9 protein-coding genes and 1 tRNA gene are annotated in these 16,779 nt (G+C 47.0%); 8 read left to right on the forward strand and 2 right to left on the reverse strand.

Annotated features, from left to right (window positions below; translation table 11 throughout):
• Positions 1-36 precede the first annotated feature (36 nt).
• From MKY01_RS09075 to MKY01_RS09105, 7 genes are all read left to right on the forward strand, one after another.
• Positions 37-993, forward strand: coding sequence for an aldolase catalytic domain-containing protein (locus MKY01_RS09075; RefSeq protein WP_047842252.1), 957 nt, complete (start codon positions 37-39; stop codon positions 991-993).
• 290 nt (positions 994-1,283) lie between these two features.
• Complete coding sequence (locus MKY01_RS09080) at positions 1,284-3,410, forward strand: EAL domain-containing protein (protein WP_076318305.1); 2,127 nt, start codon at positions 1,284-1,286, stop codon at positions 3,408-3,410.
• 159 nt (positions 3,411-3,569) lie between these two features.
• A tRNA-Gly gene (locus MKY01_RS09085) sits at positions 3,570-3,640 on the forward strand.
• A 519-nt stretch (positions 3,641-4,159) separates the two neighbouring features.
• On the forward strand, positions 4,160-6,052 hold the full coding sequence (abc-f, locus tag MKY01_RS09090) for an ABC-F type ribosomal protection protein (RefSeq protein WP_127544433.1): 1,893 nt from the start codon (positions 4,160-4,162) through the stop codon (positions 6,050-6,052).
• Positions 6,053-6,686: 634 nt separating this feature from the next.
• Entirely contained in the window at positions 6,687-7,721 is a 1,035-nt protein-coding gene (pheS, locus tag MKY01_RS09095; RefSeq protein WP_047842255.1) for a phenylalanine--tRNA ligase subunit alpha, read from the forward strand.
• 82 nt (positions 7,722-7,803) lie between these two features.
• Positions 7,804-10,257: a phenylalanine--tRNA ligase subunit beta gene (gene pheT, locus MKY01_RS09100; RefSeq protein WP_127544430.1), complete on the forward strand. Its 2,454-nt coding sequence runs from the start codon at positions 7,804-7,806 to the stop codon at positions 10,255-10,257.
• Between the two features lie 138 nt (positions 10,258-10,395).
• Entirely contained in the window at positions 10,396-13,104 is a 2,709-nt protein-coding gene (locus MKY01_RS09105) for a hypothetical protein (RefSeq protein ID WP_076252440.1), read from the forward strand.
• Positions 13,105-13,208: 104 nt separating this feature from the next.
• Here MKY01_RS09105 and MKY01_RS09110 read toward each other — a convergent pair whose 3' ends face one another.
• Both MKY01_RS09110 and MKY01_RS09115 read right to left on the reverse strand, forming a co-directional pair.
• Entirely contained in the window at positions 13,209-13,601 is a 393-nt protein-coding gene (locus tag MKY01_RS09110; protein WP_127544428.1) for a cytochrome C oxidase subunit II, read from the reverse strand.
• A gap of 220 nt (positions 13,602-13,821) precedes the next feature.
• Positions 13,822-14,181: a phage holin family protein gene (locus tag MKY01_RS09115; RefSeq protein WP_036610114.1), complete on the reverse strand. Its 360-nt coding sequence runs from the start codon at positions 14,179-14,181 to the stop codon at positions 13,822-13,824.
• A gap of 187 nt (positions 14,182-14,368) precedes the next feature.
• Between MKY01_RS09115 and MKY01_RS09120 the strand changes: the two genes are divergently transcribed.
• Entirely contained in the window at positions 14,369-16,735 is a 2,367-nt protein-coding gene (locus MKY01_RS09120) for an endonuclease MutS2 (protein WP_047842259.1), read from the forward strand.
• Positions 16,736-16,779: the final 44 nt, after the last annotated feature.

A 16,779-nucleotide genomic window follows, 5' to 3' on the forward strand; every position in this document is an offset into this window, starting at 1 on the left:
GAATACACAAGTTGGTCAGAAAAGGAGCAGACATTAATGAAGACAAATCATTGCAAAATTGTAGATTGTACGATCCGTGATGGCGGATTGGTGAATAATTGGGACTTTAGCGTGGACTTTGTTCAACAGCTATATGCTGGATTGAATGAAGCTGGCGTTGATTATATGGAAATTGGATATAAGAACTCTCCGAAGTTGCTTAAAGGTGCCGAGGAAGCAGGACCATGGCGTTTCCTGAACGATGATTTCCTGCGTAAAGTTATTCCTCAAAAAGGCAATACCAAACTGTCTGCGCTGGTTGACGTAGGTCGTGTGGACGAAAATGATATCTTGCCTCGCAGTGAGAGCATGCTGGATCTGATCCGGGTTGCCTGCTACAGCAAAGATGTAGACAAGGCACTTGCACTGGTTCAAACATTCCATGATCGTGGATATGAAACTACACTTAATATTATGGCACTCTCCAATGTTATGGAGAATGAATTGCTGGAAGCATTTGAATTGATCAAAGAAAGCGCTGTGGATGTTGTTTACATTGTAGACTCCTACGGTAGCTTGGACCATAATGATGTGAAATATCTGGTAGAGAAGTTCAAGACTCACTTGCCTAACAAACGTCTTGGTGTTCACACACATAATAATATGCAACTTGCGTTTTCTAACACATTGGTTGCGGCAGAACTTGGCGTTGAACTGCTTGATGCTTCTGTGTATGGTATGGGACGTGCGGCAGGAAACTGTCCAACCGAATTGCTCGTAGCTCATCTGAAAGGAACAAAATACAATCTGCGTCCAGTACTTGGTGTATTGGAACAGTTGATGGTTCCACTCAGAGAAAAAGAAGAATGGGGTTACATTCTGCCTTACATGATTACAGGCGCGTTGGACGAGCATCCACGTTCAGCAATGGCGATTCGCTCATCGGAAGACAAGGATAAGGTTGTTGATTTCTATGATAAATTAACAACACCAGAAGTGAATTTTGATAAGTAATATAGTCTGAAATACAGTTGCAAAATAGGAAAACATGGACTCTAACTGGAGATCCATGTTTTTTTAGTTCTTAATGCCTTGTTTTTCTATATATTTGTGAATAAATATTCCTAGGAGTAACTATTTTTTAGTTCACGTATACAAAATTAAATGTTATTATGTACCAGATAGCATGTGTATGCATGTGAATTGAACGTTGGTTAATATGTTTTTTTGTCGAATCGTGTAGTAAGTTGTTAAGTTTGGTTAATGTAATTCAGGATAGGTGATCCCGGGAAGGAAAACACGGCATGAAGGTTAATCTGCAAGATCAGAGAAAAATAATTTGGGTCGCTGTGGGCGGCTTATTATGTTTCCTCGCAAGTCAATGGTTTCGTTCTTCTTCAAGCTCTGATCTGATCATATCGGGTTACCCGGTTTTGACACTCTTGGGTGGATTTGCTGCGGTAGCGGCTTGTATCGGCATCTATAATCAAAGCTGGTTGTTTCGGACACAGAAGCTAACGCTTCGGAGGACATTATTGACAACACTCTTTTTATTGATTGGTCTATTTGAACTGGTTCATATCGTTTCATTTGCAGAAGAGATTCCAAATGGAGCCATGATGGAATCGGAGTTCTCCTTAATGATGTCAACCATGGGATCTTTGGTATGTTCCGTAGGATTATTGCTCGTGTATACCTTAAATGAGAAAGAATTTGCATTACCACGCAAATTCTTGCTTTTAAGTGGGACATTGGGTACCTTTGTTATTTTGTACATATTGGCTATTCAGGAATGGAGCATGTTGCCGAGCATGCTTGATGGGGAAGTGCTTGGTGGTATCTTCACTCGAGTTCATCTTATGGTTGGATTGCTCTATGGCATTATTGCAGTTCTTTTGTTTGTACAATGGAAAAAAACCAAAGACGGTGATTTACCAACCATTCTATGTGGCATTCTGTGTTTCTTTTTTGGTGAATGTTATTTTGTTTCAGCAACTGGGGTGAACGATCTCAATCTGTTATTAGGATTGCTGAGTAATTGTATGGCATATTTTTTCATTCAAAAAGGGCTGTATACGTCCGTAGTGGACACACCTTTCCTGCAACAGCAGGTCGCGGAAGCCAAGATGAACTATATTGCTCATCATGATGACGTGACGGGACTTCCAAACCGTCGTCGCCTTTCACAGCAGCTGAAAAAGATGATGGATGATGCCGTGGTGCAGGAACAGCTTGTTGGTGTATTGGTCCTGAATATTAATCGGTTCAAGACCATTAATGATTCGCTTGGACAGCAAGCAGCTAACCGTGTTTTGCGTCAGGTAGGTCAACGACTGAAACAATTGTCCCTTCCAGGAGAAGAAGTCTTTGGATTGGGAAGAGATGAGTTTGCATTAACGATGACAGATTTCAGTTCAACCGATACAGCGTTGCGTCGGACAAGATCCATTTTGCAACTTTTTGAGAAGCCCGTCTTGGTTGATGGCAATGAGTATCATCTGACACTTGGAATTGGGATGGCCATTTTCCCACATGATGGGGAGTCACCACTGGAGATTATTCAGAATGCCGATACGGCTTTGCACAGTGCTAAGGAACAAGGAATGGAACTGAATCGTTTTGCCCATGCGATGCAGATGAAGGCACAGGAGCGTTTGCAGCTTGAGAATGATCTGCGCAAGGCGTTGGATCGAGGTCAGTTCTACCTGGTCTACCAGCCGCAGGTTAATCTGCAAAGTGGGCTAATCGTCGGCATGGAAGCTTTGGTGCGTTGGCAGCATCCGCAACGAGGCTCGGTATCTCCGGCGGACTTTATTCCTCTGGCAGAAGAGAGTGGGCTCATTGTGCCACTTGGCGAATGGGTGCTTCGTGAAGCGTGTGCACAGAACAAACAGTGGCAGGAAGCCGGTTATCGTAAACTGTGTGTTTCGGTGAATCTGTCGATGAGACAATTCAGGCACTCCCATTTGTTGGACAATATCAATGGCATTCTCAAAGAGACGGGACTAGAGCCTGTATGGCTTGAACTGGAGATTACAGAGAGCATGACATTTGATAAAGACCGGTCATTCGAACAGTTGCGCAAAATCAAAGAAATTGGTGTGCATATCAGTATTGATGATTTTGGAACGGGATACAGCTCGTTGCACTATCTGAAGGATCTGCCGATTGATCGGCTCAAGATTGACCGTTCATTTGTGAATGAAGTCATGGAGGACAGCAATAACGCCGCGATTGTATCTACCATCACTTCAATGGCGCATCATTTACAACTGAAAGTCACAGCTGAGGGTGTGGAGAACGAAGATCAGATGGTCTTTCTTCGCAATCAACACTGTCACGAGGCTCAGGGTTATTTCTTCAGCAAACCGATTAAAGCCGCTGAATTTGAAAAGCAGTTTTTGAGAGATGTGGATAAGCCTACAGGATAGGGAACAGCGGGGGCGCGAGGGTGCTCCTGCTTTTTTTGATGGATTCGTAATGAAAAAAATGGAAAATATGACTTGCATGCTATAGAGGATCATGGTATATTATTATTTGTAAAATCACTGTTAAATTCCTAAGGAACTTAACAATAAATCTTCAATCATGCGGGTGTAGTTCAATGGTAGAACTTTAGCCTTCCAAGCTAATAGCGTGGGTTCGATTCCCATCACCCGCTTAACGAAGTAGTACCGGAGCCCTTGCGATGCAGGGGCTTTTTCTATTACCCTAAAAGAAATTCGGTGGTAACAGTGAGCAGAAGATTGTTCTGTTTTCGGAGTGGCGAGTAAGTAAGTATTCTTTAGTTTAATGTATATACCCTTTGCTTTTTTACAATGATCTGGTACAATAACGGAGAAATTGATACTACACATGAATGAGAGGTAACCATACGTCCCATGAAGTAAAACACATGAATTGAACCCCAGTTAACTGCAGACGGTTTTATGACGCAGTCAGCCAGAGCGGCTGAGCAATGAGGGGATTCGTGTGTCCAAATTCAGCTATGGGAAAAGGTATGGAGCAAGTAAGCCATTGAGGTTTACGTGTACCCTGTATTTTGGGTTTCTTTGTTCATGCCGTGGCTTACCTTAGATCTGTCTTTGAATGCTTGATCCAACACTGAATTGCCAAACCGCCGGCTGATGCCAGCGGTTTTTTTTGTTCGGCAAAAAGGATGCAGGAAGGATGAGGCCTCATGATGACATTGGTACGCTTACATGAAGTATCAAAAGAGTGGAACGGTATTGAATTGTTTACAGGATTGAATTTGGAGATTAATGAGGGCGAACGACTCGCCATTTTGGGTCGCAACGGATGCGGCAAGACAACGTTGTTACGCATTATTTTGGGTGAGGAGCATGGTGGTGGACGGATTGAACGTCATATTCCTCAGCAGGAATGGGGGTTCATGCGCCAGCGCTCGGAGATTGAGACCGGGATGAATGTACTGGATGCGGTCCGGCGTGAGAGCGGTCAGATCTATGAAGTGAAACGGAACTTGGAAGAACTGGAACAACGTTTGAGCATGAGCACTGAAGCGGATGAAGAGCTGCTTGTAGCTTATACACAAGTGATGGAGCAATATGAACAGTTGAACGGTTATATGTGGGAGACTGAGGTAGAGAAAGTACTGACTCGCCTTGGATTATCCGCAGAGCATTGGAATAGACCCTATCATTCCTTGAGTGGTGGACAAAAAACAAAGGCTCGTTTGGCAGGGCTACTTGTCAGCAAACCCAAATTCCTGATCCTGGATGAACCGACAAATCATCTGGATGAGGGAAGCATGCGCTGGCTGGAAGAGTGGTTATCCTCATATGAAGGTACGCTGTTATTTGTATCACACGATCGTACGTTTATTGATCAGGTAGCAACAGGAGTCATTGAGTTCAGTCCAGATTCCCTGACCAAATACAAGGGAGGTTACTCCGACTACAAGATCCACAAAGAGCGTGAATTACGCGAACAGGAAACGATCTACCGCAGGCAGGAATTGGAACGTAAGGCGTTGGAAGAAACGATTCGAAATTATCAGGAATGGTTCCATAAAGCGCATAATTCGGCGACTGATGTGGAGGTGAAGATCACCCAGAGTTTCTACAAAGCCAAAGCCAACAAAAATATTTCACGTTACCATGCGAAACAAAAACAGCTGGAACGTTTGGAGCGGGAACGGGTGGATAAACCTCGTGAAGCTGCAAAGTTGAACATGGAATTACAGATGAATCCACTGGCTGCACGCCAGCTGCTTGCGCTGGAAGAGGTGAGTTTTTCATATACGGGAGACAAACCATTGCTGTGCGATCTTCGGATTGCTGTGGAACGTGGAGATCGGCTTGCTGTACGAGGTCCTAATGGAACGGGCAAGACAACACTGCTGAAGTTGATGATTGGTGAACTGGAACCTTCGCAAGGCAAGGTCACACGGCATCCACAGCTGAAAATCGGTTACTTTTCACAGGAGCTGGAAGGGCTCCCCGAGAATCAGACGCTGCTGGACAGCTTGCTTACCCTTCCATCCATGACACAAAGTGCGGCACGTACCATTCTGGGATGTTTCCTATTTTCCAGAGATGATGTATTCAAGCGCATTGGGGATTTGAGCATGGGGGAAAAGTGCAGAGTGGCATTTCTGAGACTGTATTTTGGCGGAGCGAATCTGCTGGTGCTGGACGAACCGACCAACTATCTGGACATCGATACCCAGGAAGTCATGGAAAATGTATTAAAACAGGCTTCAGGTGCTTTGGTGCTTGTATCCCATGACCGGATGCTGACGAAGTCGCTCGCGAATCGGTTATGCGATCTGGAGGCTGGTGGCACAGCAACTCTGTTTGAAGGAGGTGTGTCGGATTGGGAGCAGTCCACCAAACTTCGGGAGGTGGCGCTGGAGACCCGGGAATCCGATGACGAGCGGTTACGATTGGAGATGCGCCTATCGGAGTTGCTGTCTCCTGTGAGCACTGTTGGAAAAGACAGTCTGACACAGCCCGAGCGTTCGAATGAGCGAGCAGTCGAGGCAGCTGAGATTCGCGAAATCCAGCAGCGCCTGAAACAATTGAAAGATAAGGGTGCAAGCATAAATTAGAACATGGACGGCTTGCTATTTCGATCTATTTTGCATATAATTATGAACGATCATCGATGATTACATCGATATGGGGAAGTGTTCAAAAAGATCGGTTTTCAGTACCAAGAAAGATGGGATGAAGATAGAAATGGAGTAGCGGAGCGTAGGAAAACTACGTGAGCAACTACAATGTTTCCGAAGGAAACATACTTCGTAAGCATCTGCTTATTCGGCTGAATGCCATATTCGACGCTGATGATGCCGTTAGGCATCATTCGTAATCAAAAGCGGACTTTTTGACAACCTCTAGAGGTTTAACTTAAAAGCAAACGTGATGATGGAGATAAGTAAGCAGTGCCTCTGGACAGGGAGGAAGCGCCGTAGATTGAGAGCGTTTCTGTAGAACAAGGCTGCCGAAATTCACTCCGAAGCGGTTCCCTGAACCTGTTTGTGTGCAGACACAGAGGCAACAGTAGGGGCAAACGGTTAACGGTCGTTATTCCGTACAAAGTGAGACAGAACCAGTTGCAGGCCAGAAGGGCCACGCAGCAATGGATGTCTAACAAGGGTGGTACCACGGTCTTTTCGTCCCTTCAGGGGAGAGAAGGCCTTTTTTTGTTGCAAAAACACCACAAAAAGGGGGCAATTACACATGAAAGAACGTTTAGAGGCATTGAAGATCGAAGCGCTGGAGCAGTTGTCTGGTGTGAATGATCCGCAGACGCTCAGTGATCTGCGTGTAAAGTATTTGGGGAAAAAGGGTGCATTGACTGAAATTTTGCGTGGTATGGGTGCACTTAGTGCGGAGGAACGTCCAGTTATTGGTCAAGTAGCCAATGATGTTCGGGCTGCCATTGAGGAAGTCATCGACAGCAAGCAGGATCAGTTCCAGAAGGAAGAGACGGCGAAGCGTCTGCAATCCGAGAAAATTGATGTGACTCTGCCAGGACGTCGTGGACGTCAAGGCGGACTGCATCCACTGACCAAAGTGGTACAGGAGATCGAAGATATTTTCATCGGTATGGGATACCGCGTTGCGGAAGGTCCTGAAGTCGAAATGGATTATTACAACTTTGAAGCATTGAATCTGCCGAAGAATCACCCGGCGCGCGATATGCAGGATTCCTTCTATGTTACCGAAGACTTGTTGATGCGTACCCATACATCTCCGGTTCAAGTACGTACCATGCAGAGCATGAAGGGCGAAGTGCCTGTCAAAGTCATCTGCCCAGGTAAAGTATACCGCCGTGATGACGACGATGCGACGCACTCTTTCCAATTCAATCAGGTTGAAGGTTTGGTCATCAGCGAAAACATTCGTATGAGCGATCTGAAAGGAACCCTGTTGCAATTCGTGCGCGAAATGTTCGGTTCCCACACAGAAATTCGTCTGCGTCCAAGCTTCTTCCCGTTCACAGAGCCAAGTGCAGAAGTGGATGTAACCTGTGTACAATGTGGCGGCAGCGGCTGTCGCGTATGTAAGCAAACAGGCTGGCTTGAAATTTTGGGCGGCGGTATGGTTCACCCGAAAGTACTGGAAATGGGTGGTTATGATCCGGAGAAATACAGTGGTTTTGCATTTGGTATGGGCGTAGAGCGTATCGCGATGCTGAAGTATGGTGTCGATGATATCCGTCACTTCTACAACAGTGATCTGACCTTCCTGAAGCAATTCGGACGGCTGTAACTTTAAGACAAGAAAGATTAACCATATAGAGCAAGCGAATGAACCGGGAACACCAATTTATAGATGAAGGAAGTGAACGTCCATGAGAGTATCGACAGATTGGCTGTCTGATTATATTTCCCTTGAAGGTGTGACGCCACAGGAATTGGCGGAGAAAATCACCCGTGCGGGTGTCGAAATTGATGTAGTGGAGAACCGCAACAAGGGCGTCAATAAAGTTGTTGTAGGTTATGTGAAGAGCAAGGAGAAACACCCCGATGCAGACAAACTGAATGTATGTGTCATTGATGCTGGTCAGGAAGAAGATCTGCAGATCGTGTGTGGTGCGAAAAATGTGGATGCAGGCCAAAAAGTAGTCGTAGCCCTGGTTGGAGCAAAGCTCCCTGGTGGATTGGATATCAAAAAAGCCAAACTGCGCGGTGTTGTATCCCTTGGCATGATCTGTTCCGCCAAAGAGCTGGGCATGAACGATAAATTGTTGCCGAAAGATCAGCAGGAAGGTATTCTCGTTCTGCCGGAACAAACAGAGGTTGGCACGCCAATCAGTCAGGTTCTTGGTCTCGACGATCATGTTCTTGAACTGGACCTGACACCGAACCGTTCCGACTGTCTCAGCATGCATGGGGCAGCTTATGAAGTGGGTGCCATTCTGGGTCGTGAAGTGAAGCTGCCAAGTCCCAAAGACCAACTGGTTGAAATTGGTGATGTAGCCGCGAATCATATCTCTGTAGAGATCAAGGCACAGGAGCAATGCATTCACTATGCAGCTCGTTATGTAACTGGCATTAAGCTGGGTGCTTCCCCGCTGTGGATGCAAAACCGTCTCATGGCGGCAGGTGTTCGCCCAATCAATAACATCGTTGATATCACGAACTATGTCATGCTGGAATACGGTCAACCGCTACATGCATTCGATGCGGATAAGCTGGAAAAGGGCCATATTGAAGTGCGGATGGCCAACGAAGGCGAAACGATTGTTACGTTGGATGGCCAAGAGCGCAAGCTGGAGCCGCACATGTTGCTCATCACGGACGGCGTGAAACCTGTAGCCATCGCTGGGGTTATGGGTGGCGAGAATTCCGAGGTATCGGAAGACACGGTGAATCTGTTGCTAGAGTCCGCCAAGTTCGACGGCGGAACCGTTCGGAAAACGTCGCGCCAACTGGGGCTACGTTCCGAAGCAAGCATGCGTTTTGAGAAGGAAGTAGACCCGGGTGCGGTGATTACGGCTTTGGATCGTGCGGCTGAACTGATTCAGCGTTATGCTGAAGGTGAAGTGCACCAGGGAATCGTGGAAGCTGGAGCAGAGGCTGCGGAGAAACGTGTAATTCAATTGTCGCTGGACCGACTGAATCGTTATCTGGGAACTGATCTGTCTTTGCTTGAGGTAAAAACGATCTTCGCTCGCTTGCACTTTGCATGTGGTGATGCTGATCAAGGATTGCTGGATGTGGAAGTGCCAACACGCAGAGGGGATATTACGCTTGATGTAGACTTGTTTGAAGAGATTGCACGCCTGTACGGATACGACAACATTCCAACCACATGGATTGAAGGGCCGACGACTCCAGGGGCATATACACGCTCTCAAGCAATGCGCCGCACGATTCGTGGATTGCTCTCAGGCAGTGGCTGGCAGGAAATGATCAGTTACTCCTTTGTACACCCGGATAAAGCGACTCTGTTCCCGGCGTTGACACAAGGCAGTAAAGCCGTGAAACTCGCGATGCCTATGAGCGAGGACCGTAGTGTGCTTCGTACGAGCATTTTGCCGCAAATGCTGGATGCAGCGGTGTATAACATGAACCGTAAACAGGATTCACTGGCTGTATTTGAAGTGGGCAATGTGTTCTTCACTGAAGAAGATCAGTTGACCAAGCAACCACATGAGATTCCGGTACTGGGCTTGCTGCTCACTGGTAATCGTGCAAGCCAGCAGTGGAATGTTGGAGCGGAGAAAGTAGACTTCTTCGATCTGAAAGGTGCTCTTGAGCATCTGTTCGCCTATGTGGGGCTTGAACAACGCATTCGCTTGGTAGCAAACAGCCCTGAAGGATTCCATCCGGGACGTTCCGCATCGGTTTACCTGGAAGGTAAGGATGGCGGGGAAGGCACATTGATCGGTACATTGGGTCAATTGCATCCGGAACTGCAACAGCAGTATGATCTGAATGATGTGTACATCGCAGAGATTGCACTTGAATCGATCTACAATGAAGCAGACGCTGACATTCGTTATCGTGAACTTCCGCGTTTCCCAGCCATGGAACGTGATATTGCGGTTGTTGTGAATGAGGATATTGAAGCGGGAGATATGCTGCGCACCATTCGTGAATCGGCGGGTGAATTGTTACAAACTGTACAGGTGTTCGATGTGTTTACTGGTAGTAAACTGGGTGAAAACAAGAAAAGCGTGGCGATGGCACTGGTATACCGGAATCGTGAACGTACACTGACAGATGAGGAAGTTACTGAAGTTCATGCCCGTGTAGTGGCTCGTCTGGAAGAGCAATTCGGAGCGGAATTGCGTAAATAGGACAAAAGAAGATTTTTTGAACAAAGATTAGCAGGAATTGTTTGAAGTCACATCGAATCCTTAGCATTAGAGGATCGATGTGACTTTTTTGTGATTACAGCTTAGAATCAACATACAGACTTGAAGGAGGGCACAACTGTGACTACACCTGATCGTACACGCGTCACCGTAGAGATCTACGGGACTTCCTATAAACTGGTTGGCAGCAGTGCCGACTATATGAAACAAGTAGCTAACCTGGTGGATGAGCGTATGGGCGCAATCTCCAAGCAAAATTCCCGTCTGGATACTCCGCGTATTGCGGTACTGGCGGCTGTACATATGGCTGAACAGTCTCTTCAGACTCAGGAAATCCGTAATGAACTGAAGATGCTCACTGGAGAACGTACAGAACTGAGAAACGAATTGAATCGGTTGAACGCCATACAAAATGAACATCAACAAGAATTGGAACGGCGTGACCAGGCTCTTGCTGATTTGCAACAGCTGAAGATTGAAGCAGAGCAGGCGTTGCAAAAGTCCGAATCGGACAAAAATTCAGAGATAGCCAAGTTGAATAAGCTGCTGGAGCAAGAACGCGCTCAAGCAACGGAGCGAGTGCAGAAATTGCAGGCCCAAGCGACAGCACAACTGAAGGAAGCAGAAGCCAAGGGAACGAAACAGCTGAAGGAAATGGAAGAGAAAGCGGCTAACCAGCTTAAAAATGCACAGGCACAGGCTGCTTCCCAGCTCAAAGAAGCTCAGAACCGTTCTGTAGCCGAATTGCAGCAGGCGCAGGCCAAAGCTGCGGCGCAATATAAAGAGTTGCAGGACAAGACTGCAGCTCAATTAAAAGAAGCCGAAAGCCGTGCCGTTGCAGAACGTCAACAGATTGAAGCCAAGGCTGCGCAGCAGGTCCAGACAGCCAAGGAAGAAGCCGAGTCGGCCATTTTGTCCGAGTTGGAGCAGGCAGAGAGCAATCTGAAGAAAGCTCAGGAAGAGGCAGCGCTGCAATATAACGAACTTCAGCAACAGATGGAACTTCGTCTTCAACAGGCTGAAGAAAAAGCGCTGCAACAGACACAAGAGCTCACGGATCAGGCGAATCAGGAACGGGCTGACTTGCAGGAACAAGCGGAGCAGAAGCGCCTGACTGAGATAAATCAGTTGAATGCGGAGTTCAAGGCGTTATCCGAGCAGTTGGAACTCGAATGGATGGAGAAAGAAGCAACCCTCGAGGAACAATTGCAGCAAGCCAAGGAAGCAGCAACGTCCCAGGCAAAAGAAGCCGAAGCGGCGGCAGAGGCCTTGTTGCAAGAAGAACAGGGCAAGCTCAAGCAGCAACTTGAGGACCAACGTAAACAGGCGGAGACTCGACTATTAGATGTCGAAGAGCAATTAGAAGAAGTGATGACCCAGCTCATCAGTGCACAGGACATGGTTGCAGAGCAAGAACAGCAGCTTCAGCACGAGCGTGGTCAATTGGAATCGTTACGTCATGAGCATGGGGTCCGTAAACAGGAGCAGGAAGTTCAGACTCGCCGAATTACGGAACTGGAGCAACAACTGGAGCAGTTGAAAGAGGACCGTTCCCAGTTGCAGGAGCTACTGCGTGAAACGGAACAGGCTGCCCAGCAATCCCGTGATTCACAGGAACAATGGAAGCAGAAGTATAATGAAACTGTGGATAGAGAAACCTCTCTCACAGCACAGCTACGCAAACTTCAGGAGCAACATGCACAGCTTGAACAGGAAGTTCAGAAGCTTCGTGAGGCTGAAGTGAAGTCGGAAGAGGAACAGCGCAGGTTGCATAAGGTGCTTGAACAGGCTCATGCTGCGGTGCGTACATTGCAGCATGAGATCGGCACGCTTACGGAACGTGAGCAGTCCTGGAAGGACCTTGCTGAGCAGCGATTGGCTGAGATCGGAGACCTGGAGAATCAGATTCTTGAAGTTGCTGAACAAAATGAAACGTTGGAGTCTGGTGTGCAATCCCTTCATGATGAATTGTCCGTGGTGAAGGAAGAGTCTCGTTTCAACCATGAAGAGGCTGTGCAATACCAGAAGGATGCAGAGCTTTTGGAAGAGAAACGCAATCAGCTTGAAGTTGAGCTAAATGTTGTTCGGGAAGAGCTGAACCGACTTCAGGATAACTATAAACAAATCCGTAATGATTACAGTGATGCATTACAACGGGAAGAGAATTACAGTTCCAAGCTGGATGAATTGAGCAAGGAGAAACAAGAGATTGTGAGCTCACTTGAAGAAGCGAGACAGTCTTCGGCTAAACTTTCCGAGCGTTACTCTGAGCAAGAGAGCCGGCTAGCCCAGACTGAGGAAGAAGCGTTGGAATGGCAGATCAAATACGAAGAACTGTCAGCCAAACAGACCGAGTTGGCATCCCGTCTGGAGCAGTTGACAAGACGTGAAGAAGAACTTCGCTCAAGTGTTGAACAAGCAGAGCAGAACGACCAGGTGTGGCAACGCCGTGCAGATGAATGGGCGGCTCAGGAACAATCATGGCAGGAACGCTGGGCTACACTTGAGAATGAACTGACGGTTTGGAAGAGAGAAAGTGCTGCAAGTAGTGAGTTGCTGGAGGGACTGGAGCAAGAACGACAGCAACTGGACAAGTTACGTGCAGAAGCGACCCAAGAGAAAGAGATCATGGAAACTGAACTGCTTGAGATGGGGGAGCGTTACGAACTAGCGGCCAATCAATTACGTTTGTTACAGGTTGAACGTGAAATGGAGCAGGAGAAGGCAGAGCAGCTGAACACGGAATATCGTCAGTTGCATGATGAATATACGAAATTGCAGACGGAATATAACGAATGGATTGAATTGATTGAACAGGACCAGGCCTAGCGGAATGAATGTAGCAGAACTGGCTCGTGGGCAACGTACTCTGGTACAATTTGTTATACTAAAGAAGGAGCTCCCGTCGCTGCGGGGGCTCCTTGTCTTGAATACTATTCTTCAACGATAATTTTGGAGATCATGCTGCTGTGTCCTGAACCACAGAAGACAGAACAGGACATTTCAAACTCACCAACTTTGTCCGGGGTTATGACTTTGGAGCTATTTCTGGTATCCAGTTGAAGATTCAGCTCAGGCACAAGGATACCGTGATTTCCGTTTTCATTTTTATAAACAATGTTAACGGGAACGCCTTTTTTAAGATGGTACTCAGGTTGATCGAATTCATAGTTACTCGCCTTGATGACCAATTCTTCACTGGCTGTAACTCCAGCAGCAGCATCGGATCCATTGCTGCCAGATTCTGCGGACTGTTTTGCTCCTCCACATGCAGTGAGGACCAGAATTAACATACAGGCAGCAAGCCATGTTATGCCTTTCTTCATCATGTGCCTCCTTAAAGCGTGATATGGATAAAATTTGAATGATTGCTCCAGTCATCATACCGCAATATGTGGATGCCTGTACACGCTGCGTATGTCGTTTTCTTGAAAATTGTACATGTACGGCAGAGCGTGTGTACTGCCCGAATGAAATAAACCCCTTCCGGCACAGGGCCTTCAGAGGTTTAGGAGAATACATGGGGACGTTAGGGTGAAGTGGAGATTAACTTTTGGAGCTTCGTCCGGCATCAAAAGGGGTGGATACCGGGATGAAGAGATCGATAATCCCGATAACCAGCGCAGCGAGAATGGCACCGAGCAGGCTGACTTCAACATGATCTACAACATATTGACCAAGCCAAATCACCAGTGCGCTAACGATAAATCCGACAATACCGCGACCAAACGGGTTGACTCTTTTGCCGAAGATACCTTCAACGATCCAGCCGAGCAGGGCAATGACAAGAGCAAGCAACAGAGCGCTCCAGAAGCCACCAACGGCGAATCCGGGAACGATCCAGCTGACCACCATTAATACAATTGCAGCGATGACAAATCGCACGACATGTCCCAGGAAATTCATGGTGTTTACCTCCTTTTATTCGGATTGAACTGAGCAGGGCAACTCCAAGGGGATGGAGAGGTTGCACAATCCTGACACCTGTAGTTTGTGGTGTTATGGTTGAAGTTATGTGTGGAAGGATTCGTTAAATAGCGTAAGAAAGTTTCTTTCGTTATAATACAGATATAGTTTGGAAGGAGTTGTACACTTGGACACGAAAATTTTACACACACTGGAATATCGCAAAATTTTAAATACATTGCTCAGCTTTGCCCAGACGACCATGGGAAAAAAGAAAGCGGAGCAACTTGAACCAAGCAGTGAACTTGAAGAAGTGAAGCGATTGCTGCAGCAAACCGATGAAGCCTTCACATTTGATCGCCTGAAAGGCTCACCGTCGTTTGGAGGAATTGTAGATATTACGGCTTCCATCAAACGTGCTGAAATTGGAGGCACACTTAACCCTCACGAACTTTTGGGAATATCCAATACAACCTTTGCGGCGCGGCGATTGAAACGTCAGATTGGTACTTTGCATGAAGATGAGCCCATCGAATCATTGTTCTATATCAGTGATCAACTGTCAGAGCAAAAAACGCTTGAGGATGCCATCAAAATCTGTATTGACGATAATGCAGAGGTTGCCGATAGTGCAAGCGTAACGTTGGCGCAGATTCGTCGTGAGCTGCGAGGCGGAGAAGCGCGAATTCGCGAAAAACTGGATTCCATGATTCGATCCTCTACCGTATCCAAGATGCTTCAGGATCAGCTCATCACCATCAGAGGAGACCGTTTTGTTATCCCGGTGAAAGCTGAATATCGTTCATACTTTGGCGGGATTGTGCACGATCAATCTGGTTCGGGTGCGACATTGTTCATTGAGCCGGAATCGATTGTTGCAATGAACAACAAATTACGTGAAACCCGGATTCGGGAAGAACGCGAAATAGAAATTATTTTGCAGAAATTGACGGCACTTGTCAGTGAGCAGGGAGAGTGGCTGTTGTATGATGTCGACTTGCTGGGATCACTTGATTTTATCTTTGCCAAAGCACGTCTGGCTCGTGAACTGAAAGCAACATTGCCTCGCATGAATGACCGCGGGTTCCTGAAGCTCAAGAAAGGCCGTCATCCACTGATTCCGATTGAAAACGTGGTTCCAATTGACATAGAGTTGGGCAATGATTACACATCCATTATCGTGACAGGTCCGAATACGGGTGGTAAAACGGTAACGCTCAAAACAATTGGATTGCTGAGCCTGATGGCCATGTCCGGTTTATTTGTTCCGGCTGAGGATGGCAGTCAGTTATGTGTATTTGATGCGATCTATGCAGACATTGGGGACGAGCAGAGTATCGAGCAGAATCTGAGTACTTTCTCCAGTCATATGACCAACATCATTCGCATTCTGAAAAACATGACACCAAAAAGTTTGGTATTACTCGATGAACTTGGCGCAGGGACAGATCCGGCTGAAGGTTCCGCACTGGCGATCTCCATGCTGGAGCATATGCACCGGACGGGATGTCGCATGGTTGCAACCACTCACTACAGTGAACTGAAAGCATACGCATATGAGCGTAAAGGTGTCATTAATGCCAGCATGGAATTTGACATCAACACACTGAGTCCAACCTATCGCCTTCTGGTGGGTGTACCTGGACGAAGTAATGCATTTGCCATTGCAGAGCGACTGGGACTGCCGGGTTACATTCTCGACTACGCCCGTGGCGAAGTGAAGGAAGAGGATCAACGGATTGAGCACATGATTGCTTCTCTTGAAGAGAACCGTCTTACGGCCGAACAAGAGCGTGAGAAGGCAGAGAGCTTGCGCCAGGATATGGAGAAATTACGCAGTCGTCATCAGACCGAACTGGAGAAGCTGGAACAGCAGCGTGATCGCCGGATTGAAAAAGCAGAAGAAGATGCACGCAGCATTGTGGACAAGGCTCGCGCGGAAGCGGAGAAGATTATAGCAGATCTTCGCCTGTTGGCTATGGAAGAAGGTGCTTCCGTGAAGGAGCACAAACTCATTGCTGCCCGCAAACAGCTGGACGAGGCTGAACCGGAGAAACGCAGAAAAACGGTCAAGAAGACGGCAACAGCGCCGAAGACTCGTGCTATCGGTCCTGGTGATGAAGTGCTTGTCTACAGTTTGAATCAAAAAGGCCATGTTGTAGAGATGGCGGGTAGCAAAGACGCTATGGTACAACTGGGGATTATGAAAATGAAAGTATCCTTGGATGACTTGGAACTGCAGCAATCGGCTCCCGCAGCCAAACCAAAGCAAAAACCGGTAACAGGTATGAAACGTACACGTGATGACAATGTGAAAAGTGAATTGGATCTGCGTGGTACCAACCTGGAAGAAGCCCTGATGGAGACAGACCGGTTCATTGATGAAGCTTTCCTTGCCAACCTGGGCCAAGTTTATATTATTCACGGTAAAGGTACAGGAATTTTACGTTCCGGTATTCAGGATTACCTGCGTAAGCATAAACATATAAAAAGCTACCGGCTGGGCAATTACGGAGAAGGCGGGAACGGTGTGACCGTCGCAGAATTGGAATAGCCGGTCCATGAATCAATGATATTCTGCGACCTTATTCATGAAGG

Origin of the sequence: Paenibacillus sp. FSL R5-0486 (genome assembly GCF_037975155.1) — a bacterium.
In the GTDB taxonomy this organism is placed as follows: domain Bacteria; phylum Bacillota; class Bacilli; order Paenibacillales; family Paenibacillaceae; genus Paenibacillus; species Paenibacillus amylolyticus.

Bases quoted from the DNA above. Each gene is read 5' to 3' on its own strand.
- MKY01_RS09075 (WP_047842252.1), top strand. From the start codon at position 37: ATGAAGACAAATCATTGCAAAATTGTAGATTGTACGATCCGTGATGGC.
- MKY01_RS09080 (WP_076318305.1), top strand. From the start codon at position 1,284: ATGAAGGTTAATCTGCAAGATCAGAGAAAAATAATTTGGGTCGCTGTG.
- abc-f (WP_127544433.1), top strand. From the start codon at position 4,160: ATGATGACATTGGTACGCTTACATGAAGTATCAAAAGAGTGGAACGGT.
- pheS (WP_047842255.1), top strand. From the start codon at position 6,687: ATGAAAGAACGTTTAGAGGCATTGAAGATCGAAGCGCTGGAGCAGTTG.
- pheT (WP_127544430.1), top strand. From the start codon at position 7,804: ATGAGAGTATCGACAGATTGGCTGTCTGATTATATTTCCCTTGAAGGT.
- MKY01_RS09110 (WP_127544428.1), bottom strand. From the start codon at position 13,601: ATGAAGAAAGGCATAACATGGCTTGCTGCCTGTATGTTAATTCTGGTC.
- MKY01_RS09115 (WP_036610114.1), bottom strand. From the start codon at position 14,181: ATGAATTTCCTGGGACATGTCGTGCGATTTGTCATCGCTGCAATTGTA.